Source organism: Mesorhizobium sp. P170090 (assembly GCF_057786115.1).
Genome location: NZ_JBYNWH010000001.1, coordinates 7,501 through 34,213, shown reverse-complemented (window position 1 = coordinate 34,213; position 26,713 = coordinate 7,501). Strand labels below are relative to the sequence as shown.

Sequence of the window (26,713 nt, the reverse complement as noted above, 5' to 3'; positions counted from 1 at the left end):
CGGGCCGTGCTATCGGGCAAACCGGCCTTCGCCCAGCGTTTTTCCCTCGCCAGAGGTCTCCAATGTCCGCAACGATTTCGCCGCTCGCGCCGAAGAAATATCCCAAAATGCCTGCCATCGAGGGCGTGCGCATCGCCACCGCCGAGGCCGGGATCAAGTACAAGAACCGTACCGACCTCTTGGCCATGGTCTTCGATGCCGGCACAGCGGTTGCCGGCGTGTTCACGAAGTCGAAATGCCCCTCGGCACCGGTCGACTTCTGCCGCGAGAACCTTGGCGCCGGCAAGGCGCGGGTGCTGGTCGTCAATTCCGGCAACGCCAACGCGTTCACCGGCAAGAAGGGCCGCGCCTCCACCCAACTGACCGGCGAGGCCGCGGCCAAGGCCGCAGGCTGCACGCCAGGCGAAGTGTTCCTCGCTTCCACCGGGGTAATCGGCGAGCCGCTCGACACCACCAAATTCAGCCATTTGCTCGCCGGACTGGTCAAGGACGGCAAGCCGGATCTGTGGACCGAGGCGGCAAAGGCCATCATGACCACCGACACCTATCCGAAAGTGGCGACAGCGACGGTCAAGCTCGGCGACACCGACGTCATCATCAATGGCATCTCCAAGGGCGCCGGCATGATCGCGCCCGATATGGCGACTATGCTGTCCTTCATCGCCACCGATGCGCCGATCGCCGCCCCCGTGCTGCAGGACTTGTTGTCGCGCGGCACGGCCAAGACCTTCAACGCCGTCACCGTCGACAGCGACACCTCGACCAGCGACACGCTGCTGTTGTTCGCCACCGGAGCCGCTGCCAAGCGCGGCGCGCCCGCCATCAGCGATCCCAAGGATGCCCGTCTCGGCGCCTTCCGCCGGGCGCTGGGCAAGGTGCTCAAATCGCTGGCGCTGCAAGTGGTGCGCGACGGCGAGGGCGCCCGCAAGCAGGTCGAAGTCACCGTTACCGGCGCCAAATCGGCGCGCTCGGCCAAGCGCATCGCGCTGTCCATCGCCAATTCGCCGCTGGTCAAGACGGCGGTTGCCGGCGAGGACGCCAATTGGGGCCGCGTCGTCATGGCCGTCGGCAAGGCCGGCGAGCCGGCCGATCGCGACCGGCTGTCGATCTGGTTCGGCGACAACCGTCTGGCGCATGAGGGCGAACGCGACCCGGGCTACTCCGAGGAAGCGACCTCGGCCTATATGAAGCGCGACGACATTCGCATCCGCGCCGATATCGGTATCGGCCGCGGCAAGGCGACGGTGTGGACCTGCGACCTCACCAAGGAATATGTCGCCATCAATGGCGATTACCGGAGTTGATGGGTTGGCTTCCAGGCATCCGGCAAGCATGCTGGCCATCGTGCGCCGCTACGAGGCGGCGGGTTTTCGCGCCTGGCCGGCGGCGGCCGTGCATTATGACGGCACCTGGGTGGTGCGGCTGACAGCCGGCCATCCGGCCAAGCGGCTGAACTCGGTCAACCCGCTCGATCCCGGCGACACCCAGCACATTGCCGAGCGCATCGGCCGCGCCAGCCGGCGCTTCGACGCCTATGGCAGGCCGCTGACCTTCCGCATCTCGCCGCTGTCGGGGCCGGACCTAGCCAAGCATCTCGACAATGAGGGCTGGAGCACATTCGACGAATCCCTGGTGATGCGGCTGCCGCTGGCGGACGCGCAACTGGCGCCGGCCATGGACCAGATTCCGCTGAAGGATATCAGCCGCTTTCTCGGCGCGTCGCTCAAGGTCAGCGGCTCGGATGCATCGCTGCGGCCCGGTCTTTCGGAAATCATCGGCGCTATCCAACCCGAAGTCGGGCTGTTTGCGCTGGAGGAAGGGGCCGACCCTCTGGCGGTGCTGATCTGCGTCCATGACGGCGATCTTGCCGGTCTGTTCGAGATCGCCACCGCCAAGTCGGCGCGCAATCAGGGCCATGGCCGCAACCTGATCCTGTCGGCGCTGAAGTGGGCGAGGCTGCGTGGCGCTCGCGAAGCCTGGCTGCAGGTCGAGGCCGGCAATGCGCCGGCGCTGGCGCTCTATCGCTCACTGGGCTTCGACGAAGTCTATCGCTACCACTATCGCCGGCCGCCGGGCGCATGAGCGAGATCACCGGCAAACGCCTGCTGCTGGTCGCCGCGTGCGCGCTGGTCGATACCGATGGGCGGGTGCTTCTGGCGCAGCGGCCCGAGGGCAAACAGCTTGCCGGCCTGTGGGAATTTCCCGGCGGCAAGGTAGAGCCAGGCGAGACGCCGGAACAATGCCTGATCCGCGAACTGCAGGAAGAAATCGGCATCGAGACTGACATTCCTTGCCTGGCGCCGCTCACCTTCGCCAGCCATTCCTATGATGATTTCCATCTCCTGATGCCCCTGTTCGTCTGCCGCCGCTTCCGCGGCATCGCGCAGCCCAGGGAAGGGCAGGCGTTGAAATGGGTGCGGCCAAAGCAGATGCGCGACTATCCCATGCCGCCGGCCGACGCGCCGCTAATCCAGTTCCTCATCGACCTGTTGTGATACAAAGCCATTTCGCGGTCTGATCTAGCCAGCGTTAATGGAAGATTTATCTCGTCGTGAAAAATTGCGGCAAAGCGGGTTCGCGGGGAGCGATTGCATGAGCCTCGACAGGGAATGGGACTCGATCCGGCCAGATCGCAGCTTTCGCGCCGCCGGCGTCGGCTTATTGCGCGTCACGCTGTTGTTCGGCTCGGCCGCAGTGGCGCTGGCGCTGATCGCGGTCCCCGTGCTGGACAACCAGACGCGATCATCCAGCCGCGATGCTCTTGCAGGCGGTCTCGACCCGATGAGCACGGGTTCGATCGGCTCGCGGGCCACCTATACGCTGCGCAGAAGCGTGCTGCAGCCCTCACCGAGCTCAGTCTGCATCATCCGCGCCGACGGCCAACGCAGCGGCGACTGCTGACCAACAAGGTCGACACCAGCTTGAGAACTTCCTCAACGCAGGCCCATTTCACAGCCTGTTAAGCTTGTGCCGTTAACCTTTCTTAACAGGTCGGCGATATGGTCGGGGATGAGAGGGATCGACGATCATGAAGCCATTGCTGCGCCGATTTTTGCAGGACGAAACAGGCGCCACGGCCATTGAATATGGCCTGATCGTTGCGGTGCTGTCGCTTGCCATCGTCGGGGGTGTCGGCAAGGCCAGCAATGCGATCCAGTTTCTGTTCAGCGACAACAACAGCAGGCTCGCAAACGCCTTCGCCGAGCACTGATCCGGAGCGCCGTCACCGCCCGCCGGGGTTTTCCAGTATCGTCTTCAGCGAGACCTTCGCCGAACCCGGTTTCAAGGGCTTTTGCTGCGAGGCATCGGGCGCCCAGCCCGACATCCAGACGATGGAAAAGCTTGCCCTGATGCGGCCATCAGCGTCCGAAAAGCGTTCGGCATAGATTTCGGCGGCACGGGTAAAATGCTTTCGCGCTCCCGGTCGCCGGCTGCGATCGGTCAGCGCGCTGGTTTCGCCCATCGCCCTGAGATCGGCAATGAGGTCGAAGAGGGTATCGTAGCGGACGGTCACCGTTTCGACGTCGGCCACCGGCAGCGCCAGTCCGGCGCGCTGCAGCAGTGCGCCGGCGTCGCGAACATCGGTGAAGGGGATGACACGCGGGCTGGCGCCGCCATAGAGTTCGGTCTCGGCGGCGAGCAGGCTTTCGCGCAATTCGGAAAGCGTGCCGGCGCCGGCAAAGGCGCCGAGGAAAAGCCCGTCGGGCCGCAGAGCGCGGCGGATCTGCACCAGCATGCCGGGAATGTCGTTCATCGCCTGCAACGACAGAAGTGAAACGACGAGGTCGAGGCTTTCCGGCTGGAACGGCACTGTTTCCAGCGGTGCTATCAGCCCTGGCCGGCCGTCCAGAAACGCTGGATCTGCCTCGACGCGCACGATCTCCGCTGCCTTGCCGCTTGCAGCGACCACGTCCGTTGCGTCCGGCGTCTGGCAAAACAGCACCGCGGCCTTGCCGAATTTCCGCTCGACCGCGCCGAGCCGGTCGGCAAGGTCTTCCGCCGCCCGCCGCATCAGAAAATCCGCGCCGGCTACGGGGTGGGCCAGCGCCCTGCGCTTGCGCACCAGCCAAAGTTCAGTATCGATGATCGGCTGCAACGGTAGACATCCCTGTTTGTCTGTCTAGTGATATCCTGGCGCGGACGACAAAACCACGTGGCCGATCCGGTGATGGAGATCAAGAGCCTCGCTCAAATCATGTTGAAACTGGCCATGTTGGACTGGCCGGCGCGGATGCTGTTCCCGCCGGTCTGTGCCGGCTGTCGCAGGCACGTCTCGCAACCCGGCGTTTTGTGCGGTGCCTGCTGGCCGAAGCTGAGGCTGCTGGAGCGGCCATGGTGCGCGGTGATGGGCACGCCATTCACCCACGATATGGGCGAGGGGTTCCTGTCGGCCGAGGCGATCGCCGATCCGCCGCCGTTCGAGCGGGCGCGGGCGGCTGTGGCCTATTCCGGTGTCGCCCGCCAGATGGTGCAAGGGCTGAAATACCAGGACCGCACCGATCTGGCGCCATGGATGGCGCGCTGGATGCTCCGCGCCGGGGCCGAGCTAGTTGCAGACGCCGATGTCGTCGTGCCGGTGCCGCTGCACTGGCGGCGCTTCTTTCGACGGCAGTTCAACCAGTCGGCGGAGTTGGCAAGGGCGGTTTCGCAGCTTAGCGGGCTGCCTTTCTCGCCCTCGGCGGTCCGGCGCGTCAAGCTCACGCGCCAGCAGGTCGGGCTGGAGCGGCAGGAGCGAGAGGACAATGTGCGCGCCGCCTTCCGTGTGCCTGCGGAAGCCGAAATCGAGATCACTGGGCGCCGCGTGCTTCTGGTCGACGATGTCTACACCACCGGCGCTACCGTGCGCTCGGTCGCCAAGGCGCTGAAGAAGGGCGGCGCCGGAGCGGTCGATGTGCTGACCTTTGCGCGTGTCCTGCCGGGGGACTTTCGGGCCGACGAGTCCGCGACTATATAAGGTCAAGGAAAGGCACGGACCGATGCTCGATGTGACGATTTACACCCGTATGATGTGCGGCTATTGCGCGGCGGCCAAGCGGTTGCTCGACCGCAAGGGCGTCGCCTACACCGAGCATGACGCTTCGTTTTCGCCGGAATTGCGCCAGGAAATGATTTCGCGGGCGCATGGCCGCTCGACCTTTCCGCAGATTTTCATCGGCGACACGCATGTCGGCGGCTCCGACGACCTCCACGAATTGGAGGCACGGGGGCAGCTGGATAGGCTGCTTGCCAACGGCTCGACGACAAAGAGCGGTTCGTAGCGCCGCTCTATGTCTTTGTTTTTACGCAATTCCGGACGGAAAACCGTTACACACTTTTCCTGGAATTGCTCAAAGAGGACGTGACGATGGGTGTTTTCAAGGCGGCGGCGATCCAGATGCGTTCGGGCGAGAGCCCTGAGCGCAACGCGATCGATCTCGAACGGCTGGTGCGCGAGGCGGCAGGCCTCGGTGCAACCTACATCCAGACCCCGGAAATGACCGGTGCGCTGATCCGCGACAAGGAAGCCAGGGCTGCTTCCTTCACCTCGGAAGACAAGGACATCGTCGTGGCGACCGCGCGCAAGCTCGCCAGCGAACTCGGCGTCTTCTTGCATATTGGCTCTACCGCCATCCTGCGCGCCGACGGCAAGCTCGCCAACCGGGCGCTGCTGTTTGGGCCGGACGGCGCGACGCTCGCCACCTACGACAAGATCCACATGTTCGACGTCGATCTCGACAATGGCGAAAGCTGGCGCGAATCCGCCGCCTATGAGCCGGGCACCGAAGCGGTCGTCACCGAGATCGACGGCGCCAGGCTGGGCTTTGCCGTCTGCTACGATCTACGCTTTCCACAGCTGTTCCGCGCCGAGGCGATGGCCGGCGCCGACCTCTTGTCGGTGCCTGCCGCCTTCACTCGCCAGACCGGCGAAGCGCACTGGCATGTGCTGCTGCGAGCCCGTGCCATCGAGAACGGCGCCTATGTGGTTGCTGCAGCACAAGGTGGCCTGCATGAGGATGGCCGCGAAACCTATGGCCATTCGCTGATCGTCGACCCATGGGGTCGAATTCTCGCCGAGGCCGACCATGACGATCCGGAGGTGATCATCGCCGAGATCGACACGGCGCAGTCGTCGGCCGCGCGTAAGAAAATCCCCAATCTCAAGAACGCGCGTGATTTTGCCGTCAATGCCGGCGCAGTGGAAGCGCCGCGGCTCAGGGGCGCGGCTTCGTGATCCGCTTTGCCCTGATCTGCGAGCACGAGCACGAATTCGAGGGCTGGTTTCGCAGCAATGACGATTTCGACACGCAGAAGAAGCGCGGCTTCGTCGATTGCCCGAGCTGCGGCTCGCACAAGGTGCAAAAGGCGCTGATGGCGCCAGCCGTCTCCACCGCGCGGAAGCAGGAAACAATTGCGCTGGCCATGGGCGAAACCCAGAAGCAGGCTTTGGCGCAACTGAAGGCGATGGCCGAGAAGGTGCGCGAGAATGCCGACTATGTCGGCGACAAGTTTGCCGAGGAAGCGCGCAAGATCCATTTCGGCGAGAGCGATGCGCGCGGCATCTATGGCGAGGCGACGTTGGACGAAGCCAAGAGCTTGGCCGAGGATGGCATCGATTTCATGCCGATCCCGAGTTTTCCCGAGGAGCGCAATTGAGCGATCAGCTGGCGCTATCGATCAATTTGCCAAGCAACTGAGCCAGTGCCCCCCGCTCCGTGCCGGTGAGCCCGGCGAGGATTTCATGCTCGTTGGCGACGTGGGCGGTCAGGGCTTCGTCGATCAAGGCCAGACCTTTTTCGGTCAGTTGCACGACAATGCCACGCCGGTCGTTGGGGTGCGGGCCGCGCAGGATCAGTCCGGCCTTCTCAAGCCGGTCGAGCCGGTTGGTCATGGCCCCAGAGGTCACCATCGTCGCCTCGTAGAGAGCGGTCGGTGTCAGCGCGTAAGGCTGGCCGGAGCGGCGCAGCGTCGCCAGCACATCGAATTCGCCGGCCTGCAGTCCGAAACGGGCAAACAGCGGGGCGAGGCGCTCGCGGGCGATTAGCGACGAGGCTTCGTTCAGCCGCCCAAGCACCAGCATTGGCGACACCTCCAGGTCCGGCCGTTCCCGCTTCCATTGCTCCACCGCCTTTGCTGCGCGATCCATCTGTCTCACCGCTAAGTATCTTGACGTTAAGAATCTTTGTGGTATGCTACCTCAAGATACAGTTTCGACCCAGTGCCGCAAGTGAGTGACGGGACCATCCGATGAAATTTCTCTGGGAATCGGCGCTTGGCCTGCTGGTCGTCACCGGCGGCCTGCTCGGCCTGACCCTGCCGTTCGGCAAGCTGGCGACGGCTGCCGGCGTTCCGGCCATGGTCTGGGCCTTCGTCATCTCGTTCGGCGCCGGGGGCGTGCTGCTGTGCGCGTTGCTCGCGAACGGCGAGCGCATGCGGCTCACCTCGCACAGACTGCGCTATTTCTTCATCACCGCCGCCGTGTCCTACGCCGTGCCCAATCTGCTGATGTTTTCGGCAATCCCGCATCTCGGCGCCGGCTATACCGGCATCATGTTCACGCTGTCGCCGGTCATCACACTGGTGTTTTCGATCCTGCTTGGCGTTCGACGGCCAAATATGCTCGGCAGTATCGGAATCGCCGTCGGCTTCATCGGCGCCGTCATGGTGGCGGTGACGCGCGGCGAGGCCGGCCAGCCGGCCGATTTCTTCTGGGTACTGGTCGGACTTTTGATCCCGGTCAGCCTTGCCGCCGGCAATATCTATCGCACCGTCGACTGGCCCAAAGGCACTGGTCCGATCGAACTGGCCGTCGGCAGCCACCTGGCCTCGGCGACGCTGCTGCTGATCGGCATTCTCGCGCTGTTCGGCCTCAGTGCCTTCGCCCCGCTTGGCGCCGTGCCGCTGGTTGTCGTGGCGCAGGTCGCTTCGGCCTCGGCGATGTTTGCCTTCTTCTTCCGGCTGCAGGCCGTGGGCGGTCCGGTCTATCTCAGCCAGATCGGCTATGTGGCGGCGGCCGTCGGCCTGTTTGCCGGAACCATCTTCCTCGGCGAGCACTACCAGTTGCTGACCTGGGCCGGCGCGGTGATCATCACCATCGGCGTGATCATCACCACCAAGGCGCAGAGCCAGAAGGCATAGGGTCTTTGGTTTACGCAATTCCCTAGGCAAAGCGCTATGCGCTTTTCCCGGGAAAACCGCTTCACACTTTGCTCGAACTGCTCAAGCTTAAATTTGGCTCGCGTCGAGGCGCTTCCGTAGCGCCGGCGGGGCGACGTTTCGCCAGGCCGTCCGAACGGCGCTGCGGAATGTCTGTTCGTCGCAGGCTTCGAGCATAATCGACGTCCATCCCTTTTGGCCCCAGCCGCCTGTCACGGGCCTGAAAACCGATGGCTCAGCCGCGGCCATCATCTCTTGCTGGTCGCGGTCGAGCTTGACGACAGCACGGTCGGCTTCGGGCAGCGAGACGAAGATACGGTTGCGGACGCGGAAGTCAGCCTTGCCGAAATGCGATTGCTCGACCGTTTCGGGCAGATCGAGCGCCAGCTCTCGGGCCCTCATAGTGTCCACGGCCGCCCCTTCGTTCAGACCGATCGTTTTTCCGCCAGCACCATATAGTTGACGTCCATGTCCTTGGAGCGTGCCCAGCGGTCGGCGAGAGGATTGTAGGTCACGCCGGTGCGGTCGATGATGGTCATGGCGGCGCTGCCGAGCGCCTTTTCAAGCTCTTCGGGCCGCACCAGCTTGCCGAACTGGTGGGTGCCGCGCGGCAGCCAGCGCAGCACATATTCGGCGCCGATGATGGCCAGGCCCAGTGCCTTCAGCGTGCGGTTGATGGTGGCCACGAACATGATGCCGCCGGGCTTGACCATCTCGCCGCACTTGCCGATGAACAGGTCGACATCGGCAACATGCTCGACGACTTCCATGTTGAGGACGACGTCGAATTTCTCGCCGGAATCGGCCAAATCCTCAGCGGTCGTAGCGCGATAATCCACCGTCACGCCGCCTTCGGCCGCGTGCAGCTTCGCCACCTCGATGTTGGTTGCCGAGGCGTCGGCGCCGACCACTTCGGCGCCAAGCCTTGCCATCGGCTCGCACAACAACCCACCGCCGCAGCCGATATCGAGGAAACGCAGGCCTTCGAACGGCCGCGCCGCCCGCGGATCGCGGCCGAAGCGCGCCGCCACCTGGTCCCGGATATAGGCAAGCCGGACCGGGTTGAATTTGTGCAGCGGACGGAATTTGCCGTTCGGGTTCCACCATTCGGCGGCAAGCGCGGAAAAGCGTTCCACTTCTCCGGCATCGATTGTCGATCGTCGGGCCTCTGGCATGGGGCGGGTCTCCTCGGACGCTAGGAAGTCGGGTGCCGGGGCAAGAAAGTCAAGGCCGGTTTTTGCGACTGCTGGCTAGTCGACCTATGGCCTCGAGATCACAATTGCCGAATGTTCCATCGCAACACTTGCGGGATCGATGGCCCGCATCGCTTCGCAATCGCCGATCTCGGCCATGATGCGGCCCGCGGCGGCGAGAGCCTGCTCGCGACTTCGCCAGCGCACCACATCGACCCATCCGCCATCGTCCCGCCGCGCCAGGCAGCGGTTTACGAAACCAGGTTGCCGCGCCAGCCAGTCGGCGACCAGGTTGTTGGCGGCGGCAAAGGCCGCTTCCGCTCCAGGCTTGAGGCGAAAGGTGACGATTTCCAGGGTCTCGGTCATCTTGCGTCCAGCACGTCGCGCAATTTCGCCGCCAGCTGCTCGATGGTGAAGGGCTTGGCCAGGAAATGCACGTCATGGTCGAGCACGCCATTGTGGACGACGGCGTTCCTGGTGAAGCCGGTGGTGAAGATCACCTTCAGCTTCGGCATGCGCGCCAGCGCCTCCTCGGCGAGCTTGCGCCCATTCATCACCGGCATGACGATATCGGTGAACATGAGCGCCACACCAGGGTTGTCGCCCAGCTTTTCCAGCGCTTCCTGGCCGCTTGCGGCATGAATGACGGTGTAGCCGAGTTCGCGCATGGCATCCGTGGTGGAAGCCCGCACGCGTGGATCGTCCTCCACGACAAGGATGGTTTCGGTGACCGGCACGGCAGGATTTCCGGCTCGTTCCGAAGATATGGCGGCCTCTTCCGGGCCGAAGAAGCGCGGCAGGTAGATCCTGATCGTGGTGCCTTGGCCGGGTTCCGAGTAAATCTTGACGTGTCCGCCGGACTGTTTGACGAAGCCGAACACTTGGCTCAGCCCGAGGCCGGTGCCCTTGTCGACTGGCTTGGTGGTGAAAAATGGCTCGAAAGCCCGCTCCATGACGTCCGCCGGCATGCCGGCGCCGGTGTCGCTGACCGCAATCATTACATACTGGCCGGCTTTGACCTCGGCATGGGTGGCGGCGTAGCCCTCGTCGAGGTGGCTGTTGGCGGTCTCGATGGTCATCTTGCCGTCCTCGCCCATTGCGTCGCGCGCATTGACCGCCAGGTTGAGAATGGCATTTTCGAGCTGGCTCGGATCGGCATGGGTCTTCCACAGGCCGCCAGCCAGCACGGTTTCTATGCGGAGGGTTTCGCCAAGCGCCCGCCGAAGCAGGTCCGACATGCCGGCGACCAGACGATTGGCGTCTACAACCTGAGGCGCGAGCGGCTGCTGGCGCGAGAAGGCAAGCAGCCGTGACGTCAAGTTTGCGGCCCGGGTCGCCGCATCGGTCGCCGCTTCGATGAATTTCATGATGTCGTGCTCGCCCCGCGTCAGCTTGCGCTGGGCGAGGTTCATGGCGCTGATGATCACCGCCAGCATGTTGTTGAAATCGTGGGCGATACCGCCGGTCAGCTGGCCCACAGCCTCCATCTTCTGCATCTGGCGGATCTGCGATTCGGCCTTTTCACGCGTCTGGATTTCGTTGCCGAGCTCGATGTTCTTGCGCATCAGCTCTTCCTGGGCGATCGCCACTGCGCGGAACCGGCGGCGCGAAAGGCGAACCGTGTAGGCGCCAAGCAGGAAGATCGCCAGCAGCGCCGCTATCGAGCCGATTCGCAGCCAGTTTTCGACCAGGTCGGTATGAGCGTCGCGCGCGGCGATGGCTGCGCCGCCAATGCGCCGGATCGTGTCCATGCTGGCCCGGATCTGGTCCATGGCGGCCTTGCCCTGGCCGCTGCGGACCAGTTCCAGAGCTTTTGCCGCATCGCCGCGATCGTAGAGTGCAATCGTCTCAGCCAATTCGGCCTGGTTTTGTGAAAGCGCGTCCTTGACGTGGTTGATCTGCTGCACGAGTTCGTCGTCGGGCGCGGTCATGCCGTCGATGCGGGCAAGCTGGCCCGGAATGGCGTCGACCGCCTGCCGATAAGGCTGGAGGTAGGATTTCTCGCCGGTCAGGAGATAGCCGCGCTGGCTGGTCTCGGCCTCCTGAGCCATCGTAAGCAAACCGGAAAGCAATTCCTGATACTCGACCGCCTGGCGCGCGGCCTCACGATTGGCTCTCTGGGTCTCGACCAGCACGGCGCGTGTGCCGACGATCAACGCCAGCACGGCGAAGCCGATGAACAGCGGCAGCGATTGCCACCGCATGGCGCGTCGAAGGCGAACAATCATTCGATATGCCGGACCAAAAGGAGTTTCCCGCGGGCAGCATTTGGTAAGCGGCGGCGGGGCCGAACGCAATATGCCGCGATCCTGAAGCCGGCATCCGCCGCCAGCCTTGCGAAACCGTGATCATTTGGCTAAGGAGGCGCGCATTCAGCGGCCGGCTTCTGTCGAGCGCTTACTTCCCCTTTCGGTCCTGGGCCGGCTTCAGTCAAAGGCATTTCGCTTCCATGGCGCGCATCGTGATGAAATTCGGCGGAACCTCCGTCGCCGACATCGCCCGCATCCGCAATGTGGCGCGTCACGTCAAACGCGAGGTCGATGCCGGCCATGAGGTCGCTGTCGTGGTTTCGGCGATGGCGGGCAAGACCAATGAACTGGTTGGCTGGACGCGCGAAGCCTCGCCCATGCACGACGCGCGCGAGTATGACGCCGTGGTCGCCTCGGGCGAGCAGGTGACTGCCGGCCTGCTGGCGATCACACTGCAGAATATGGGCGTCCATGCCCGCTCCTGGCAGGGCTGGCAGATCCCGATCAAGACCGACAACGCGCATGGCGCGGCGCGCATCCTCGACATTGACGGCGCGTTCCTGATCAAGCGCTTCGGCGAGGGCCAGGTGGCTGTCGTCGCCGGCTTCCAGGGCATCGGCCCGGACAACCGCATCGCCACGCTCGGCCGCGGCGGCTCCGACACAAGCGCGGTGGCCATTGCCGCGGCGGTCAAGGCCGACCGCTGCGACATCTACACCGATGTCGACGGCGTCTACACCACCGATCCGCGCATCGAGCCGAAGGCGCGGCGGCTCAACAAGATTTCGTTCGAGGAAATGCTCGAAATGGCCTCGCTCGGCGCCAAGGTCTTGCAGGTGCGCTCGGTCGAGCTTGCCATGGTGCACAGGGTGCGTACGTTCGTGCGGTCGTCCTTCGACGATCCCGATGCGCCCGGAATGGGGGATTTGCTCAATCCTCCGGGAACGCTCATTTGCGACGAGGAAGAGATCGTGGAACAGCAGGTCGTCACCGGAATTGCCTACGCCAAGGACGAAGCGCAGATTTCTCTGCGCCGCGTCGGCGACCGCCCGGGCGTTGCCGCCGGCATTTTCGGCCCGCTGGCCGAGGCCAACATCAATGTCGACATGATCGTCCAGAACATCTCCGAGGACGGCAAGTTCACCGACATGACCTTCACCGTGCCGTCCGGCGACGTGGACAAGGCGTTGGCCGTGCTGGAGCGTCTGAAGGCTTCGATCGGCTATGACGTGGTGCAGTCGGAAGCCGGCATGTCGAAGGTTTCGGTCATCGGCATCGGCATGCGCAGCCATGCCGGTGTGGCCGCCACCGCTTTCAAGGCGCTGGCCGACAAGGCGATCAACATCCGCGCCATCACTACCTCCGAGATCAAGATTTCGATACTGATTGACGGTCCCTACACGGAACTCGCGGTTCGTACTTTGCATTCCGTGTACGGTCTGGATAAGCAGTAGCGAGAGCGATTTGAGTTGTTGCGTGTGCGCCGGTCGCAGTGGAAACTGCGGCGGGCAAAATGCCCATTGGAGAAGAAGCCGCGATGCGTGATACGGCCAGCGGCCCGCGCGTTCTGCTGAAACGGCTCCGCGAGCTCATGCAGGAGCCGCTGGAGCCGCAGGAGCGGCTCGACCGGATCGTGCGCGACATCGCCTCCAACATGGTCGCCGAGGTCTGCTCGCTCTATGTGCTGCGCGCCGATTCGGTGCTCGAACTCTATGCCACCGAAGGTCTGAACCCGAACGCCGTCCATTTGGCGCAACTGCGGCTGGGGCAGGGCCTCGTCGGCACCATTGCCGCGAGCGCGCGGCCGCTCAACCTCTCCAATGCACAGGAACATCCGGCCTTCGCCTACCTGCCGGAGACGGGCGAAGAGATCTACAATTCCTTCCTCGGCGTGCCGGTACTAAGGGCAGGGCGCACGCTGGGCGTGCTGGTGGTGCAGAACAAGACCATGCGCCACTACCGCGACGACGAGGTCGAGGCGCTGGAAACGACCGCCATGGTGATCGCCGAGATGATCGCCACCGGTGATCTCGCTCGCCTGACCCGGCCCGGCCTCGAACTCGATCTGCGCCGTCCCGTCAGCTTTACCGGCCTGTCCTTCAACGAGGGCGTCGGCCTCGGCCATGTCGTGCTGCATGAGCCACGCATCGTCGTCACCAATCTGTTCAACGAGGACAGTGAGGAAGAGGTGCGCCGGCTGGAGACGTCGCTCGGTTCGCTCAGGCTTTCTATCGACGACATGCTGGAGCGGCGCGATGTCGCCTTCGAGGGCGAACATCGCGAGGTGCTCGAAGCGTATCGCATGTTTGCCAACGACCGCGGCTGGGTGCGCCGGCTGGAAGAGGCGATCCGCAACGGCCTGACGGCGGAAGCGGCGGTGGAAAAGGTGCAGAGCGACATGCGCGCCCGCATGCTGCACATGACCGATCCTTATTTGCGCGAGAGGATGAGCGACTTCGACGATCTGGCCAACCGGCTGCTGCGCCAGCTGATGGGGCGCGGGCCTGACGACGTCGCGGCGTCACTGCCGAAGGATGCCATCCTGGTCGCGCGCTCGATGGGCGCGGCCGAACTGCTCGATTATCCCAGGGACAAGCTGCGCGGCGTGGTGCTGGAAGACGGCGCTGCCACCAGCCATGTCGTCATCGTAGCGCGCGCCATGGGCATTCCGGTCGCCGGCCAGATGAAGGGCGCCGTTTCCATGGCGGAAAACGGCGATGCCATCATCGTCGACGGCGAGGAAGGCACCATCCATCTGCGGCCGCAGCCCGACCTCGAAGCTGCCTATGCCGAAAAAGTGCGCTTCCGGGCGCGCCGGCAGGAAGTCTACCGGGAACTGCGCAAAAAGCCGTCGGTGACCAAGGACGGCGTCCAGGTCGACCTGCTGATGAATGCGGGCCTGGCCGTCGACCTGCCGCAGCTGGCCGAGGCGGGTGCGGCCGGCATCGGCCTGTTCCGCACCGAATTGCAGTTCATGGTCGCCTCGACCTTCCCGCGCGCCGAGGCGCAGGAGCGGCTCTACCGCGACGTGCTGGACGCGGCGCGTGGCAAGCCGGTCACCTTCCGCACCATCGACATCGGCGGCGACAAGGTGCTGCCCTACTTCAAGGGCGCTGTCCAGGAAGAAAACCCTGCGCTCGGCTGGCGCGCGATCCGGCTGACGCTCGACCGGCCGGGTCTGCTCAGGACCCAGATCCGCGCTCTGCTGAAGGCCTGCGGCGGGCGCGAACTGAAGCTGATGCTGCCGATGGTGACCGAGCTCGGCGAAATCGCCCAGGCGCGCGAGATCATCGACCGCGAAGTGCGGCATCTCTCCCGCTTTGCCCACCATCTGCCGACCAGCCTCAAGGTGGGCGCCATGCTGGAAGTGCCGTCGCTGCTGTTCCAGCTCGACGAGTTGATGAAGGCGGTCGATTTCGTCTCGGTCGGCTCCAACGACCTGTTCCAGTTCGTCATGGCGGTCGATCGGGGGAACACGCAGCTCTCCGACCGCTTCGACACGCTGTCGACGCCGTTCCTGCGGGTTCTGAAGCAGATCGCCGACGCCGGGGTTCGCAACCACACGCCGGTGACGCTGTGCGGCGAGCTTGCCGGAAAACCCATTTCCGCCATGGCGCTGATCGGCCTCGGCTACCGCTCGATCTCGATGTCTCCAGCCTCGATCGGCCCGGTCAAGGCGATGTTGACCGAACTGCCACTGGAGGAATTGGAGGCTTTCTTTGCCGACAATCTGATGGCGCCAGCTCAAGGGCTGCCGATGCGGGCGCTGCTGCAGGCCTTCGCCGACGACCGCTCCATCCCGCTATAGCATTAGCCATGGTCAATCTTCCCCGCGAGCGTATGAATCAGGTCGTCAAGCGTTTCGAGATGCTCGAAGCGCAGATGTCGGCCGGCCCGGCGGCCGATGCCTATGTGAAGATGGCTTCCGAATATGCCGAGCTGCAGGACATGGTGGCCAAGGTCAGGGAACTGCGCTCAGTCGAGCGCGAGCAAGCCGACCTCGAGGCGATGCTTGCCGACAAGGGCACCGACGCAGAGATGCGGGCCTTGGCGGAGGCAGATTTGCCGGGCGTCGAAGCGCGTATCGAAGAGCTGCAGAAGGACATCCAGATCCTGCTGTTGCCCAAGGACGCGGCCGACGACAAGAACGCCATCCTTGAAATCCGCGCCGGCACCGGCGGCGATGAGGCGGCATTGTTCGCCGGCGACCTGTTTCGCATGTATGAGCGCTATGCCGCCGAACGCGGCTGGCGCTTCGAGACGGTGTCGGCCAGCGACGGCGATGCCGGCGGCTTCAAGGAAATCATCGCCACCATTTCCGGTAGGGGCGTCTTTGCCCATCTGAAATTCGAATCCGGCGTGCACCGCGTGCAGCGCGTGCCGGCGACCGAGGCCAGCGGGCGCATCCACACCTCGGCGGCGACGGTGGCCGTTCTGCCGGAAGCCGAAGAGGTCGACATCGACATCCGCGCCGAAGACATCCGCATCGACACGATGCGCGCCTCGGGTTCGGGTGGCCAGCACGTCAACACCACCGATTCGGCCGTGCGCATCACCCATTTGCCGACCGGTATCATGGTGGTGCAGGCGGAGAAGTCGCAGCATCAGAACCGGGCGAAAGCCATGCAGATTCTGCGTGCGCGGCTTTACGACCTCGAGCGCAGCAAGGCGGACGAGGAGCGCTCGGAGTCACGCAAATCGCAGGTTGGTTCGGGCGACCGTTCGGAGCGCATCCGCACCTACAACTTCCCGCAGGGCCGCCTTACCGACCATCGTATCAACCTGACGCTCTACAAGCTCGACCGGGTGATGATGGGCGAGCTCGATGAGGTCATCAATGCGCTGATTGCCGACCATCAGTCGAAGCTGCTCGCCGATATTGGCCTCGATGGCTGACATGTTGCCCGGCGCGCTCGGGCCGTTGTTGCGGGTGGCGCGGGAGCGGCTTGCCGCGGCCAGCCTTCCCGACCCGGCGCTGGATGCCAGGCTTATCGTCGAGCATTTTTCCCGCACGGACCGTACGCAGGCGATCGCCGACCCGCAACGGACGGTCGATGCGGGTGCGGTTGCCGCAATCGGCGCTGCTCTGCAGCGCCGCATGGCCGGCGAACCGGTTCACCGCATCCTCGGGTTTCGCGAGTTTTACGGCCTGCGGCTGTCGCTGTCGCCGGAAACGCTGGAGCCGCGGCCGGACACCGAAACGCTGGTCGAGGCGATCCTGCCTTTTGCCGGCGCGACGGCCGAAAGGCTGGGGGAATGCCGTATCCTCGATCTCGGCACCGGTACCGGCGCGATTGCGCTGGCGCTGCTCAGCGCGGTTCCGGCCGCGACCGCCACCGGGGTCGATATTTCGCACGACGCGCTGGCAACCGCGATATGCAATGCCGAGCAACTTGGTCTCGCCGGCCGGTTCGTGGGGCTGCAGTCCGACTGGTTCGAAAAAGTTTCGGGCCGATACCATGTAATTGCCGCAAACCCTCCCTATATATCGTCTGGAGACATTGGAAATCTGCAGGACGAGGTCCGCGATTTCGATCCGCACAGAGCCCTTGATGGCGGTGTGGACGGTCTTGGCCCCTACAGGATCATCGCCGCCGAGGCGGCAAAGTTTCTGGAAGCACAAGGCAAGATAGCGGTCGAGATCGGCCACACGCAGCGCAATGAGGTCAAAGACATATTCGCGGCAGCCGGCTACAGGCTGGCCGGGGCATTTGTCGACCTTGGCGGAAACGACAGGGTTCTTATGTTTGAAAAGGGAAAGCCTTGACGCAGTGCAAAAAAGCGCTTGGCAATGCCGGGGAATGCGGCTAGGGTCCGCCCTAACCGGATGAGACGAAGCAGGCAGTGCTCTTAGCGATTCGGTTTTCCTCGGAAATAGCTGCCTTCTTGCGCAAACGACGCCCAAGCTTCGTGCGGGAATCGTCCGGCAAGTGATGTAACCGGAACAGGATGACACGTGGCGCCAACGCAATTGATGCGGGCGAACGCCGGTGAAGAAACGAAACGGCTGGCTGCATGAGCGCCTCCGTTCGTAAAACGTTTTCGAAAATTTCAAAATGAAGAGAGTCTTATGAGGCCACAACAGCAGAACAGGCGCATGCGCGGTCGCAACAACAATGGCGGCGGCGGTGGCAACAACAACAATAACAACAACAACAACCGCAAGGGCCCAAATCCCCTGACGCGCAACTACGAGAGCAACGGCCCGGACGTGAAAATCCGTGGATCGGCTCAGCAGATCGCCGAAAAATACGCCACTCTGGCCCGTGATGCGCAAAGCTCCGGCGACCGGGTTATGGCGGAAAATTACCTCCAGCACGCCGAGCACTACAACCGCATCATTGCCGCCGCACAGGCGCAGATGCCGATCCAGAATGCCCCGCAGAACCGCGACGAATTCGACGACGATGAAGATCGCGACGATTTTGACAATGCCGGCAGCGGCAATGGCGGCGAGACGCAAGCGCCGATGGCGAACCACGGCAACGGTCCGCAGCCGACGATTGAGGGCACGCCGGCCGAACTCGCATACGGCCAGGAAAACGGCCGCGAGAACAACAGTGGCCGTGATAATAATGGCCGTGACAATAATGGCCGCAACAACAACGGCCGCGACAACAATGGCCGCAACCGTGACCGCCGCCCCAATGGCGGCTATGGCCAGAACGACCAGCGTGGCGACTTTGCCCAGCGTGGCGAGCAGAACGGCCAGCGCGGCGACCAGCAGCGCTTCACCGAAACCCCGGCACAGGCGGAAACCGTTTCCGCCGTTGAGCCGGAAGCCGAGAGCGGTTTCTCCGAGCCGGCGCCGCTGTACGAGAACCTGTCGCCGGCGGCTCTTGCCGCCCGGGCCGAACTCAATGAGGCAGCCGCCGAGAGCGGCGCTGCCCGTCGCCCGGCGTCCGCGCCGCCCGCGCAACAATGCCGATCAGGTCGGTGACGAACAGTCTGGTGGTGGCCAGGTGGTGGATGGCGCCGGCGAGACCGCTGCCGCTATTGACGTGGTGGATGCGGCGCCGGCCGAAAGCCCTGCCGGCGACCCGTTCGCCGTCGACGCCAACAACTGACCCACAAGACATAAGTCGATGAAACGGCGGAGAGAAATCTCCGCCGTTTTCGTTTGCTCGGCCATGCAATATCATCAGCCGGACGTCTTGAGCGGCAATGGCTTGCGCCCCATATCTGGCGTGAACTGGACCCGGCTCGGATGAGCGGGTCCGTCACCGCAATCTGATCCGGTGCCGCAAAGCGGGCCGGTGATGGAAGGAGACAGATATGAACCTCGAGAAATACTCCGAGCGCGTCCGCGGATTCATTCAGTCCGCCCAGACCATGGCGCTCTCGCGCAATCACCAGCAATTCACTCCCGAACATATGCTGAAGGTCCTCGTCGATGACGACGAGGGGCTGGCCGCCTCGCTGATCGAGCGCGCCGGCGGCAACGTGCGCGACGTCAAGCTTGGCGTCGAGACCGCCCTTGAGGCCATGCCCAAGGTGGAAGGCGGCAACGGCCAGCTTTATCTGGCGCAGCCGCTGGCCAAGGTGTTTTCGACCGCCGAGGAATTGGCCAAGAAAGCCGGCGACAGTTTTGTCACGGTCGAGCGGCTGCTGCAGGCGCTGGCGATGGAGAAGTCGGCCAAGACGGCCGATATCCTGTCCAAGGCCGGCGTCACAGCGCAGGCGCTGAACCAGGTGATCAACGACGTCCGCAAGGGCCGTACCGCCGATTCGGCGAGCGCCGAGCAGGGCTATGACGCGCTGAAGAAATACGCGCGCGACCTCACCGCCGATGCCCGCGCCGGCAAGCTCGACCCTGTGATTGGCCGTGACGACGAGATCCGCCGCACCATCCAGGTGCTGTCGCGGCGTACCAAGAACAACCCGGTGCTGATCGGCGAGCCGGGCGTCGGCAAAACGGCGATCGCCGAAGGTCTGGCGCTGCGCATCGTCAATGGCGACGTGCCCGAATCGCTGAAGGACAAGCAGTTGATGGCGCTCGACATGGGCGCGCTGATTGCCGGCGCCAAATATCGCGGCGAGTTCGAGGAGCGGCTGAAGGCCGTGCTCAACGAAGTCACCTCGGCGGCCGGCGGCATCATCCTGTTCATCGACGAGATGCACACGCTGGTCGGCGCCGGCAAGGCCGATGGCGCCATGGACGCTTCGAACCTGTTGAAGCCGGCGCTGGCGCGCGGCGAACTGCACTGCGTCGGCGCGACCACGCTCGATGAATACAGGAAGCATGTCGAGAAGGACGCGGCCCTTGCCCGCCGGTTCCAGCCGGTCTTCGTCAACGAGCCGTCGGTGGAAGATACCGTGTCGATCCTGCGTGGCCTGAAGGAGAAGTACGAGCAGCACCACAAGGTGCGCATCTCGGATTCGGCGCTGGTCGCGGCGGCGACCTTGTCCAACCGCTACATCGCCGACCGTTTCCTGCCGGACAAGGCGATCGACCTTGTCGACGAAGCCGCGTCGCGGCTGAGGATGCAGGTCGATTCCAAGCCCGAGGCGCTGGACGAAATCGATCGCCGCATCATGCAGCTCAAGATCGAGCGCGAGGCACTGAAGGTCGAGAAGGACGAGGCGTCAAAGGACCGGCTCGCGCGTCTCGAAAAGGAACTCGTCGGCCTCGAGGAGGAATCGACCGAGATCACCGCCAAATGGCAGTCGGAGAAGCAGAAGCTTGGCCTCGCCGCTGACCTCAAGAAGCAGCTCGACGCGGCCCGCAACGACCTCGCCATTGCCCAGCGCAAGGGTGAATTCCAGCGCGCCGGCGAGCTTGCCTATGGCAAGATCCCGGAACTGGAAAAGAAGCTGAAGGAAGCCGAAGCCCAGGACGGCAAGGCCGGCATGGTCGAAGAGGTGGTCACGCCCGACCACGTCGCCCATATCGTGTCGCGTTGGACCGGCATTCCGGTCGACAAGATGCTGCAGGGCGAGCGCGACAAGCTGCTGCGCATGGAAGACGAGATCGGCAAGCGAGTCGTCGGCCAGGGCGAAGCGGTACAGGCGGTGTCCAAGGCCGTGCGTCGTGCCCGGGCCGGGCTGCAGGATCCGAACCGGCCGATCGGCTCGTTCATGTTCCTCGGACCGACCGGCGTCGGCAAGACCGAACTGACCAAGGCGCTGGCCAATTTCCTGTTCGACGACGAGAGCGCTATGGTGCGCATCGACATGTCGGAATACATGGAGAAGCACTCGGTCGCCCGGCTGATCGGAGCGCCTCCCGGTTATGTCGGCTATGAGGAAGGCGGTGCGCTGACCGAAGCGGTGCGGCGCCGGCCCTATCAGGTTGTGCTGTTCGACGAGATCGAGAAGGCGCATCCGGATGTCTTCAACGTGCTGTTGCAGGTGCTCGACGACGGGCGGCTGACCGACGGGCAGGGCCGCACGGTCGACTTCCGCAACACGCTGATCGTCATGACGTCGAACCTCGGCGCCGAATATCTGGTCAATCTCGGCGAAGAGCAGGACGTCGATGCCGTGCGCGACGAGGTTATGAGCGTGGTGAGAGCCTCGTTCAGGCCGGAGTTCCTCAACCGCGTCGACGAGGTGATCCTGTTCCACCGGCTGCGCCGGCAGGATATGGGCCGCATCGTCGAGATCCAGCTCAAGCGGCTGGAAAGCCTGCTCGCCGACCGCAAGATCACACTGTCGCTCGACCAGGATTCGATCGACTGGCTGGCGGCGAAGGGCTACGACCCGGCCTATGGCGCGCGGCCGCTGAAGCGGGTGATGCAGAAGGACCTGCAAGATCCGCTGGCGGAAAAAATCCTGCTTGGCGAGATACTCGACGGCTCGACCGTCAAGGTCACCGCCGGCTCCGACCGGTTGAATTTCCGGTCCAGGCCCACTGTGGTGCCGACCGACGCGGCAGCCTGATCCAACGCCCCGCGTCCGACCGGACGCGCGGCATTTTCTTATGAAACAACAATCCTTTGACGGGGGTGCAGATGACGCTGGACGACTACAACAGCTTCTGCGCCTCGCTGCCGCAGACGACGCATGTCGTGCAGTGGGGCGGGGCCGATGTCTGGAAAGTCGGTGGCAAGGTCTTCACCATCGCCGGCCATGACCGGGAGGGTGGCGTCTTCGTCACCTTCAAATGCTCTGAAATGGCTTATGACGTGCTGAAGGATCAGCCCGGCTGCCGGCCGGCGCCCTATCTCGCCTCGCGCGGCATGAAATGGATCCAGCGTCAGACAAGCCAGAGCATGGATGATGATGCGCTGAAGGACTATCTCGGCGAAAGCCACCGCCTCGTCGTCCTCAAGCTGACGAAGCAGACGCGCAAGGAATTGGGCCTGTAGCAACCAGTAATCCGCCATCTTCATGCCCGGTTCATGTTGGAAAGCTTATGTTGTGGTTTGCTGGCGAAGGGGTTTGCCTGCAGGCTTTTGACGATCAGGGCGTTCCTTGCGCATCCAAACGGTGGCGAGAACGTTCTGGTGGGAACACTGCCGGGCGGCGGCAATTACGCATGACCCCGAAAATCGAAATTCGATTTTCGGAAAGGATCATGCGCAGACATGAAGTGTTACAGCGTCCTTTGCGCGTCCAACCGGACGCGCGGCGCTGTAAGTACCGGAGAGTTTGACCACCATGTTCCGCACGATCCTTGCCTTTTCGGTGCTCGCCGCCGGGCTGCTCACGTCCAGCGCCATGGCATCGCCGACTGTGGACAACGCACTGCCGGCCGTCCGCGCCGCCGATAGCGGCGGCATTGTGCTTGCCCAGGACGGCAATCTCGACATCTATTACGACGCCAGGGGCAACCGCGTCATCGTCGATGCCGAGACCGGCAAGGTCATCGCCATCCAGCCGCCGCAGACCAGGCTCGACCGCCGCGCGCTGCGCCGGGAAATGCGGGCACGTGAGCTTGGACGCGCACCGGTCGAAGACGACGACCGCTACTATCTCGACGATCCCGAAGACATGGCGCGTTTCCGCCGCAGGCAACTGGACGATCAGGGACGAATCCCCGGCCCGCCGGTTGATGAATACGATCCTGAAAGCGACAAATTCCTGGGGGCCGCTCCGCAGGATGATGCCAATGACAGCGACACCTATCCGGAAGCGCCGAAATCCGCTGAACCGCGGCCCGTCAAGCGCCAGCCGCTGAACGAAGCCTCTATCGATCCCGCCGAACCGGCGGCGCCCGCCGACCAGGCCGCGCTGCCGCCGAAAGCCGGTGGCAAGACCGTGGTCGATTCCTCGCTTTCACTCGGCGCACGCCAGGATGTAGCCGCCTTGCAGGTGCTGCTCGACCGCGCCGGCGCTTCACCTGGCGTCGTCGACGGGCGCTTCGGCTCCAATGTCGACAAGGCGCTTGCCGCCTATAACCAGATCACCGGCAGCAATCTGCGCTCGACCGACGCGGTCGGCATCCAGGCTGCGCTGGCGCAGACCGGTGGCGATGCTTTCGCCAATTATACGATCACGCCCGAGGACGCGGCCGGGCCTTATGTCGCCTCGATACCGGAGGATTACAGCCAGAAGGCGCAGCTCGACCGCATGGCTTACACCTCCGTCACCGAAGCCTTGGCCGAACGGTTCCACATGGACGAGAACTACCTGAAGGGGCTCAATCCCGAGGCCGACTTCAGCCGTCCCGGCACCATCATCAAGGTCGCCAATTTCGGCAGGCTGGTGGCGACGCCGGTTGCCCGCATCGTCGCCGACAAGGACAAGAAGCAGGTGTTCGCCTATGACGCCGGTGGCAAGCTGGTCGCGGCCTATCCGGCCACCATCGGTTCAGCCGACACGCCCTCGCCGACCGGCACTCATACGGTGTCGCGCGTCGCGCTCGATCCGAACTACACCTACAACCCCAGCATCAATTTCAAGCAGGGCCAGAACGATAAGATCCTGACCATCCCGCCGGGTCCGAACGGCCCGGTCGGCTCGGTGTGGATTGCGCTGGACAAGCCGACCTATGGCATTCACGGCACGCCCGATCCCTCCAAGATCGGCAAGACCGAAAGCCATGGCTGCGTGCGCCTGACCAACTGGGATGCGCGTGAACTGGCCAAGCTGGTGTCGCCGGGCGTCACCGTCGAGTTCGTCGGCGGTCCCTCGGCCGATGATGTTGTGGAGCAAGTGAGCGCTCCAGCGCAGTGATGTCGGCCTGCCCATAAGGCAGGCCGACATCTAAGCTGGATTCATGAGCGCAGGGCGCTGGCTGGTTGTTGCCGGCCCGCAACAAGTCTAAGCAGGCGCTGATGAAGTCTCCGAGTGAAGCCGCAGCCGTTCCCCTGACCAGGTCGCTTTCCAACGGTACATTTTGCCCGCAGTCGCAGCGCAAGTTCGTGCTGGTTGCGGCGATCCTTGCGTCAGCGCTCGGCTTCATCGACGGGTCGATCCTGGCCATTGCCATGCCGGCAATGCGCGTCGACCTCGGCGCCAGCCTGGCCGAGGTCCAGTGGATTTCCAACGCCTATGCGCTGACGCTGTCGGCGCTGATTCTGGCCGGGGGCGCCGCCGGCGACCGGTTTGGCCTCAGGCGCGCCTTCGTTGCCGGCATTGCGTTGTTCATCGTCGCTTCGCTGGCCTGCGCGGTGGCGCCGAATGCGCTGGTGCTCATCGCCTTTCGCGCCATTCAGGGCCTTGGTGCGGCGATCATGGTGCCGGGCAGCCTCGCCATCATCGCCAAGGCCTATCCGAAGAAGGAGCGCGGCCGGGCGATCGGCATCTGGGCCGCCGCCTCGGCGCTGACGACGGCGCTCGGTCCAGTGCTCGGTGGCTTCGTCCTGTCGGCCTTTGGCGGCGGTATCTGGCGGGCGATCTTCGCCGTCAACCTGCCGCTCGGGCTGATCTCGATCTATCTCCTGCTGGCCAAGATTCCCGCCGACGCGCCGACGGAGAAGCGAAGCCTCGATCTCGGCGGCGCCGCTCTCGCCACGCTTGCCTTCGGGGCGCTTGCCTACGGACTGACCTCGATGAGCGCCGAAGGCAGCGGGCTGATGTCGGGGCCGAGCATCGCCGCAGGCGCCGTGCTGCTTATCATCTTCATCGTCTTCGAGCTTCGGCAGCGCGAGCCGATGATCGATCTCAAGCTGTTTCGGATCGGCGCCTTCGCCGGCGCCAACCTCGCCACCTTCTTCCTGTATTTCGCGCTGTCGGCCAATCTGTTCTACCTGCCGATGCTGTTGATCGCCGGATGGGGGCTGAGCACCAAAGAGGTCGGTTTCATCTTCCTGCCGCTGTCGGCGTTGATCGCGCTGCTGTCGGGTCTCGTCGGCCAGTGGTCGGATCGCATCGGTCCGCGTTTTCCGATCGCCAGCGGCTGCCTGGTGGTCGCCATCGCCTTTGCCGGGCTGGCTTTGCTCACTCATGCCGGCATGCACAATTTCTGGACCGGTATCTTTCCGCTGATGGCGGTGATGGGGCTCGGCATGGCGCTGGTGGTGTCGCCGCTGTCGACGGCGGTCATGACCGCGGTCGAGGACAAGGATACCGGCGCCGCTTCCGGCATCAACAATGCGGTTTCGCGCATTGGCGGGCTGATTGCTGTGGCGGCGATGGGCTCGCTCGCGGCCTGGGTCTATTCGACGATGCTCGATACCAGCGTCAGGCCGGGCATTCCGGGGTTCGGAGAACCGGCATTGGCCGGCCTGGCGTCAGACCTTGATGCAACACGGCTCGCCGCCAGCGATGCGGCGTTCGCGGCCGTGTCGACAGTGACGGCCGTGCTTTGCCTCCTTGCCGCTATTATCGCCTGGGCCACCGTTTCGGGGCAAAAGCTGCCTTGGTCACGAGCCGAAGAGGAGCAGTCGACCTGATTCGGAGCCGACCCGATTCGGAATGCTCTGATGGGGCGATTATGATTCGCCGGCGTCGAGTGTGACGGCTTAAAGCGCGTCGCGCTGAAACGGATTCATACGACGCGCTTTAAGTCTTTGTTTTGACACATGTCCTTGTCCCAGAGCCGCGGCACACTTCTGGGCGACATGCATTAGCCTTCGATCTTGGCGCTCGCGACCTTCAGCGGATTGCTGTCTTCCTGCTTGAGCAGTTCATCGATGCGCTCGCGCTCGCGCTTGAAAGCGACCAGGTCGTCGCCCTTCAGCACCTTGCCGACCGGCAGACGCACGCGCATCGGGTCGACCTTGGTGCCGTTGACGATCAGCTCGTAGTGAAGATGCGGACCGGTGGAGAGGCCGGTCTGACCGAGGAAGCCGATGGTCTGGCCCTGGCGGACATGAACGCCCGGTTCGATGCCTTTGGCAAAGGCGCTCTGGTGATTGTAGGAGGTCTCGTAGCCATTGGCATGGCGGATGATGATCTGTTTGCCGTAGCCGCCGGCCCAGCCGGCCTTTTCGATGGTGCCGTTGCCGGCGGCGATGATCGGCGTTCCGATCGGCGCCGCCCAGTCGACGCCGGTATGCATGCGGACATAACCGAGGATCGGATGTCGGCGGGCGCCGAAGCCGGAGCGGAATTTCCCGGCCGGCAGGGGATTGCGCAGCAGGAACTGCTCGGCGCTCGATCCATCCTCGTCGAAATAGTCGGTCGAGCCGTCCTGCATCTGGAAGCGGTAGAAATTGCGTGTCTGGCCGCCGAAGGTCGACGAGACATAGAGCAGTTCCGATTCGTCGGAGGCCTGGTCGTCGCCGTCAGGCTGCGAGAACAGCACGTCGATGCGGTCCGATGGATTGAGCCTGGACTGGAAGTCGACGCCGGAGGCCAGGAGCTTGACCAATTGCTGGGTCAGCTTCTTCGACATGCCATAGGAATAGGCGGCGCGGTAGATGCCGTCATAGACGTTCGGCAGATTGCCGCGCACCACCACCGGTGCCGACGAATCGTCGAACGCGGTCAGCAATTCGGGGTTCGGCTCCGGTTCCTGCGCCGGCACATACTGGCCGCGGTCGTCGAGCGCGATGGTGACGATGTGCGTTGTCTTGTCATAGACGCTGGTGCGAACGACCTTGGCGGCGTCGCCATGTACCTCGAGCCCGACCCGCAGCACGGTTCCGGCCTTCAGCGCCGGTGCGTTGAGCAGCTTGCCGATCGCCTCCGCCATGCCGGTGGCGTCATCGCCCGTATAGCCCGAATCAGCGAAAGCCTCGGCAATGTCGCGGTCCCTGGTGAAGGGAATGATTTCCTCGGCGAAAGCCGGGGTCTGGTCGTCGAGCG

General features: G+C 64.0%; 25 protein-coding genes and 1 pseudogene (1 of these 26 cut by a window edge). 19 read left to right on the top strand and 7 right to left on the bottom strand.

Going from position 1 to position 26,713, the window contains the following annotated elements; all coding sequences use genetic code 11:
• Window positions 1-62 precede the first annotated feature (62 nt).
• The 5 genes from argJ (at window position 63) to AC3EML_RS00135 (ending at window position 3,211) form a co-directional block, all read left to right on the top strand.
• The gene (gene argJ / locus AC3EML_RS00155) at window positions 63-1,304 is read left to right on the top strand and encodes a bifunctional glutamate N-acetyltransferase/amino-acid acetyltransferase ArgJ (protein ID WP_023672988.1); all 1,242 of its coding nucleotides are present in this window, start codon (window positions 63-65) and stop codon (window positions 1,302-1,304) included.
• A 28-nt stretch (window positions 1,305-1,332) separates the two neighbouring features.
• Window positions 1,333-2,082, top strand: a complete 750-nt coding sequence (locus AC3EML_RS00150) for a GNAT family N-acetyltransferase (protein ID WP_023713717.1) — start codon at window positions 1,333-1,335, stop codon at window positions 2,080-2,082.
• Window positions 2,079-2,495 (top strand): 8-oxo-dGTP diphosphatase MutT, encoded by a 417-nt coding sequence (gene mutT / locus AC3EML_RS00145; RefSeq protein ID WP_023685791.1) that lies wholly within the window; start codon window positions 2,079-2,081, stop codon window positions 2,493-2,495. The genes AC3EML_RS00150 and mutT overlap by 4 nt, the downstream gene beginning before the upstream one ends.
• A gap of 97 nt (window positions 2,496-2,592) precedes the next feature.
• Complete coding sequence (locus AC3EML_RS00140; RefSeq protein WP_023694000.1) at window positions 2,593-2,901, top strand: hypothetical protein; 309 nt, start codon at window positions 2,593-2,595, stop codon at window positions 2,899-2,901.
• Between the two features lie 127 nt (window positions 2,902-3,028).
• Complete coding sequence (locus AC3EML_RS00135; RefSeq protein WP_023672984.1) at window positions 3,029-3,211, top strand: Flp family type IVb pilin; 183 nt, start codon at window positions 3,029-3,031, stop codon at window positions 3,209-3,211.
• A gap of 12 nt (window positions 3,212-3,223) precedes the next feature.
• On the opposite strand, the gene AC3EML_RS00130 is transcribed toward AC3EML_RS00135, so the two are convergent.
• Window positions 3,224-4,096, bottom strand: a complete 873-nt coding sequence (locus tag AC3EML_RS00130; protein ID WP_023693999.1) for a methyltransferase domain-containing protein — start codon at window positions 4,094-4,096, stop codon at window positions 3,224-3,226.
• Between the two features lie 72 nt (window positions 4,097-4,168).
• Here AC3EML_RS00130 and AC3EML_RS00125 point away from each other — a divergent pair, with 72 nt between their 5' ends.
• From AC3EML_RS00125 to AC3EML_RS00110, 4 genes are all read left to right on the top strand, one after another.
• Window positions 4,169-4,954, top strand: a complete 786-nt coding sequence (locus tag AC3EML_RS00125; protein WP_196814906.1) for a ComF family protein — start codon at window positions 4,169-4,171, stop codon at window positions 4,952-4,954.
• A gap of 22 nt (window positions 4,955-4,976) precedes the next feature.
• On the top strand, window positions 4,977-5,258 hold the full coding sequence (grxC, locus tag AC3EML_RS00120) for a glutaredoxin 3 (RefSeq protein WP_023672982.1): 282 nt from the start codon (window positions 4,977-4,979) through the stop codon (window positions 5,256-5,258).
• 86 nt (window positions 5,259-5,344) lie between these two features.
• Complete coding sequence (locus tag AC3EML_RS00115) at window positions 5,345-6,211, top strand: carbon-nitrogen hydrolase family protein (protein WP_023698969.1); 867 nt, start codon at window positions 5,345-5,347, stop codon at window positions 6,209-6,211.
• Complete coding sequence (locus AC3EML_RS00110) at window positions 6,208-6,633, top strand: DUF1178 family protein (RefSeq protein WP_023672980.1); 426 nt, start codon at window positions 6,208-6,210, stop codon at window positions 6,631-6,633. Before AC3EML_RS00115 ends, AC3EML_RS00110 begins: the two co-directional genes overlap by 4 nt.
• A gap of 4 nt (window positions 6,634-6,637) precedes the next feature.
• On the opposite strand, the gene AC3EML_RS00105 is transcribed toward AC3EML_RS00110, so the two are convergent.
• Window positions 6,638-7,123, bottom strand: coding sequence for a MarR family winged helix-turn-helix transcriptional regulator (locus AC3EML_RS00105; RefSeq protein WP_023672979.1), 486 nt, complete (start codon window positions 7,121-7,123; stop codon window positions 6,638-6,640).
• 101 nt (window positions 7,124-7,224) lie between these two features.
• Between AC3EML_RS00105 and AC3EML_RS00100 the strand changes: the two genes are divergently transcribed.
• Window positions 7,225-8,115 carry a DMT family transporter gene (locus AC3EML_RS00100; RefSeq protein WP_023698970.1) on the top strand — a complete coding sequence of 297 codons (891 nt, stop codon included), beginning with the start codon at window positions 7,225-7,227 and terminating at the stop codon, window positions 8,113-8,115.
• A gap of 87 nt (window positions 8,116-8,202) precedes the next feature.
• Here the strand turns inward: AC3EML_RS00100 and AC3EML_RS00095 are convergent, their stop codons facing one another.
• The 4 genes from AC3EML_RS00095 to AC3EML_RS00080 all read right to left on the bottom strand — a co-directional run bounded on the left by AC3EML_RS00095 (window position 8,203) and on the right by AC3EML_RS00080 (window position 11,530).
• Window positions 8,203-8,535, bottom strand: a complete 333-nt coding sequence (locus AC3EML_RS00095) for an MmcQ/YjbR family DNA-binding protein (RefSeq protein ID WP_023685781.1) — start codon at window positions 8,533-8,535, stop codon at window positions 8,203-8,205.
• Between the two features lie 23 nt (window positions 8,536-8,558).
• The gene (ubiG, locus tag AC3EML_RS00090; protein ID WP_023672976.1) at window positions 8,559-9,308 is read right to left on the bottom strand and encodes a bifunctional 2-polyprenyl-6-hydroxyphenol methylase/3-demethylubiquinol 3-O-methyltransferase UbiG; all 750 of its coding nucleotides are present in this window, start codon (window positions 9,306-9,308) and stop codon (window positions 8,559-8,561) included.
• 84 nt (window positions 9,309-9,392) lie between these two features.
• On the bottom strand, window positions 9,393-9,692 hold the full coding sequence (locus AC3EML_RS00085; protein WP_023685779.1) for an antibiotic biosynthesis monooxygenase: 300 nt from the start codon (window positions 9,690-9,692) through the stop codon (window positions 9,393-9,395).
• On the bottom strand, window positions 9,689-11,530 hold the full coding sequence (locus AC3EML_RS00080; RefSeq protein WP_352521804.1) for a CHASE3 domain-containing protein: 1,842 nt from the start codon (window positions 11,528-11,530) through the stop codon (window positions 9,689-9,691). The genes AC3EML_RS00085 and AC3EML_RS00080 overlap by 4 nt, the downstream gene beginning before the upstream one ends.
• Window positions 11,531-11,775: 245 nt before the next feature.
• Between AC3EML_RS00080 and AC3EML_RS00075 the strand changes: the two genes are divergently transcribed.
• The 9 genes and pseudogenes from AC3EML_RS00075 (at window position 11,776) to AC3EML_RS00035 (ending at window position 25,356) form a co-directional block, all read left to right on the top strand.
• Complete coding sequence (locus AC3EML_RS00075) at window positions 11,776-13,029, top strand: aspartate kinase (RefSeq protein ID WP_023685777.1); 1,254 nt, start codon at window positions 11,776-11,778, stop codon at window positions 13,027-13,029.
• An 83-nt stretch (window positions 13,030-13,112) separates the two neighbouring features.
• Window positions 13,113-15,383, top strand: a complete 2,271-nt coding sequence (gene ptsP / locus AC3EML_RS00070; protein ID WP_023672972.1) for a phosphoenolpyruvate--protein phosphotransferase — start codon at window positions 13,113-13,115, stop codon at window positions 15,381-15,383.
• An 8-nt stretch (window positions 15,384-15,391) separates the two neighbouring features.
• Window positions 15,392-16,471 carry a peptide chain release factor 1 gene (gene prfA, locus AC3EML_RS00065; protein ID WP_352521805.1) on the top strand — a complete coding sequence of 360 codons (1,080 nt, stop codon included), beginning with the start codon at window positions 15,392-15,394 and terminating at the stop codon, window positions 16,469-16,471.
• Window positions 16,464-17,342 carry a peptide chain release factor N(5)-glutamine methyltransferase gene (prmC, locus tag AC3EML_RS00060; protein WP_352521806.1) on the top strand — a complete coding sequence of 293 codons (879 nt, stop codon included), beginning with the start codon at window positions 16,464-16,466 and terminating at the stop codon, window positions 17,340-17,342. Before prfA ends, prmC begins: the two co-directional genes overlap by 8 nt.
• 303 nt (window positions 17,343-17,645) lie before the next feature.
• Window positions 17,646-18,642, top strand: a pseudogene (locus AC3EML_RS00055) (DUF4167 domain-containing protein).
• 208 nt (window positions 18,643-18,850) lie between these two features.
• On the top strand, window positions 18,851-21,457 hold the full coding sequence (clpB, locus tag AC3EML_RS00050; RefSeq protein ID WP_023672968.1) for an ATP-dependent chaperone ClpB: 2,607 nt from the start codon (window positions 18,851-18,853) through the stop codon (window positions 21,455-21,457).
• Window positions 21,458-21,528: 71 nt separating this feature from the next.
• Window positions 21,529-21,885: an MmcQ/YjbR family DNA-binding protein gene (locus tag AC3EML_RS00045; RefSeq protein WP_023685771.1), complete on the top strand. Its 357-nt coding sequence runs from the start codon at window positions 21,529-21,531 to the stop codon at window positions 21,883-21,885.
• 292 nt (window positions 21,886-22,177) lie between these two features.
• A complete protein-coding gene (locus AC3EML_RS00040; protein ID WP_488505130.1) occupies window positions 22,178-23,695 on the top strand; it encodes a L,D-transpeptidase family protein in 1,518 nt (505 codons plus the stop codon).
• Window positions 23,696-23,796: 101 nt separating this feature from the next.
• A complete protein-coding gene (locus AC3EML_RS00035; RefSeq protein WP_023686665.1) occupies window positions 23,797-25,356 on the top strand; it encodes an MFS transporter in 1,560 nt (519 codons plus the stop codon).
• A 173-nt stretch (window positions 25,357-25,529) separates the two neighbouring features.
• On the opposite strand, the gene AC3EML_RS00030 is transcribed toward AC3EML_RS00035, so the two are convergent.
• On the bottom strand, window positions 25,530-26,713 hold the 3' portion of the coding sequence (locus AC3EML_RS00030; RefSeq protein ID WP_352521808.1) for a M23 family metallopeptidase. 787 nt of this gene lie beyond the right edge of the window; 1,184 of the gene's 1,971 nt are visible here — the last part of the coding sequence; its start codon lies off the right edge, out of view — the gene reads right to left on this strand; its stop codon occupies window positions 25,530-25,532.

Excerpts from the sequence above, each read along its gene's own strand:
- prmC (WP_352521806.1), top strand. The coding sequence starts at position 16,464 with ATGGCTGACATGTTGCCCGGCGCGCTCGGGCCGTTGTTGCGGGTGGCG.
- AC3EML_RS00105 (WP_023672979.1), bottom strand. The coding sequence starts at position 7,123 with ATGGATCGCGCAGCAAAGGCGGTGGAGCAATGGAAGCGGGAACGGCCG.
- mutT (WP_023685791.1), top strand. The coding sequence starts at position 2,079 with ATGAGCGAGATCACCGGCAAACGCCTGCTGCTGGTCGCCGCGTGCGCG.
- prfA (WP_352521805.1), top strand. The coding sequence starts at position 15,392 with ATGGTCAATCTTCCCCGCGAGCGTATGAATCAGGTCGTCAAGCGTTTC.
- AC3EML_RS00150 (WP_023713717.1), top strand. The coding sequence starts at position 1,333 with ATGCTGGCCATCGTGCGCCGCTACGAGGCGGCGGGTTTTCGCGCCTGG.
- ptsP (WP_023672972.1), top strand. The coding sequence starts at position 13,113 with ATGCGTGATACGGCCAGCGGCCCGCGCGTTCTGCTGAAACGGCTCCGC.
- AC3EML_RS00075 (WP_023685777.1), top strand. The coding sequence starts at position 11,776 with ATGGCGCGCATCGTGATGAAATTCGGCGGAACCTCCGTCGCCGACATC.
- AC3EML_RS00040 (WP_488505130.1), top strand. The coding sequence starts at position 22,178 with ATGTTCCGCACGATCCTTGCCTTTTCGGTGCTCGCCGCCGGGCTGCTC.
- AC3EML_RS00100 (WP_023698970.1), top strand. The coding sequence starts at position 7,225 with ATGAAATTTCTCTGGGAATCGGCGCTTGGCCTGCTGGTCGTCACCGGC.
- argJ (WP_023672988.1), top strand. The coding sequence starts at position 63 with ATGTCCGCAACGATTTCGCCGCTCGCGCCGAAGAAATATCCCAAAATG.
- AC3EML_RS00085 (WP_023685779.1), bottom strand. The coding sequence starts at position 9,692 with ATGACCGAGACCCTGGAAATCGTCACCTTTCGCCTCAAGCCTGGAGCG.
- AC3EML_RS00080 (WP_352521804.1), bottom strand. The coding sequence starts at position 11,530 with ATGCGGTGGCAATCGCTGCCGCTGTTCATCGGCTTCGCCGTGCTGGCG.
- AC3EML_RS00035 (WP_023686665.1), top strand. The coding sequence starts at position 23,797 with ATGAAGTCTCCGAGTGAAGCCGCAGCCGTTCCCCTGACCAGGTCGCTT.
- AC3EML_RS00115 (WP_023698969.1), top strand. The coding sequence starts at position 5,345 with ATGGGTGTTTTCAAGGCGGCGGCGATCCAGATGCGTTCGGGCGAGAGC.
- AC3EML_RS00140 (WP_023694000.1), top strand. The coding sequence starts at position 2,593 with ATGAGCCTCGACAGGGAATGGGACTCGATCCGGCCAGATCGCAGCTTT.
- AC3EML_RS00125 (WP_196814906.1), top strand. The coding sequence starts at position 4,169 with ATGGAGATCAAGAGCCTCGCTCAAATCATGTTGAAACTGGCCATGTTG.
- clpB (WP_023672968.1), top strand. The coding sequence starts at position 18,851 with ATGAACCTCGAGAAATACTCCGAGCGCGTCCGCGGATTCATTCAGTCC.
- AC3EML_RS00135 (WP_023672984.1), top strand. The coding sequence starts at position 3,029 with ATGAAGCCATTGCTGCGCCGATTTTTGCAGGACGAAACAGGCGCCACG.
- ubiG (WP_023672976.1), bottom strand. The coding sequence starts at position 9,308 with ATGCCAGAGGCCCGACGATCGACAATCGATGCCGGAGAAGTGGAACGC.
- AC3EML_RS00045 (WP_023685771.1), top strand. The coding sequence starts at position 21,529 with ATGACGCTGGACGACTACAACAGCTTCTGCGCCTCGCTGCCGCAGACG.
- grxC (WP_023672982.1), top strand. The coding sequence starts at position 4,977 with ATGCTCGATGTGACGATTTACACCCGTATGATGTGCGGCTATTGCGCG.
- AC3EML_RS00095 (WP_023685781.1), bottom strand. The coding sequence starts at position 8,535 with ATGAGGGCCCGAGAGCTGGCGCTCGATCTGCCCGAAACGGTCGAGCAA.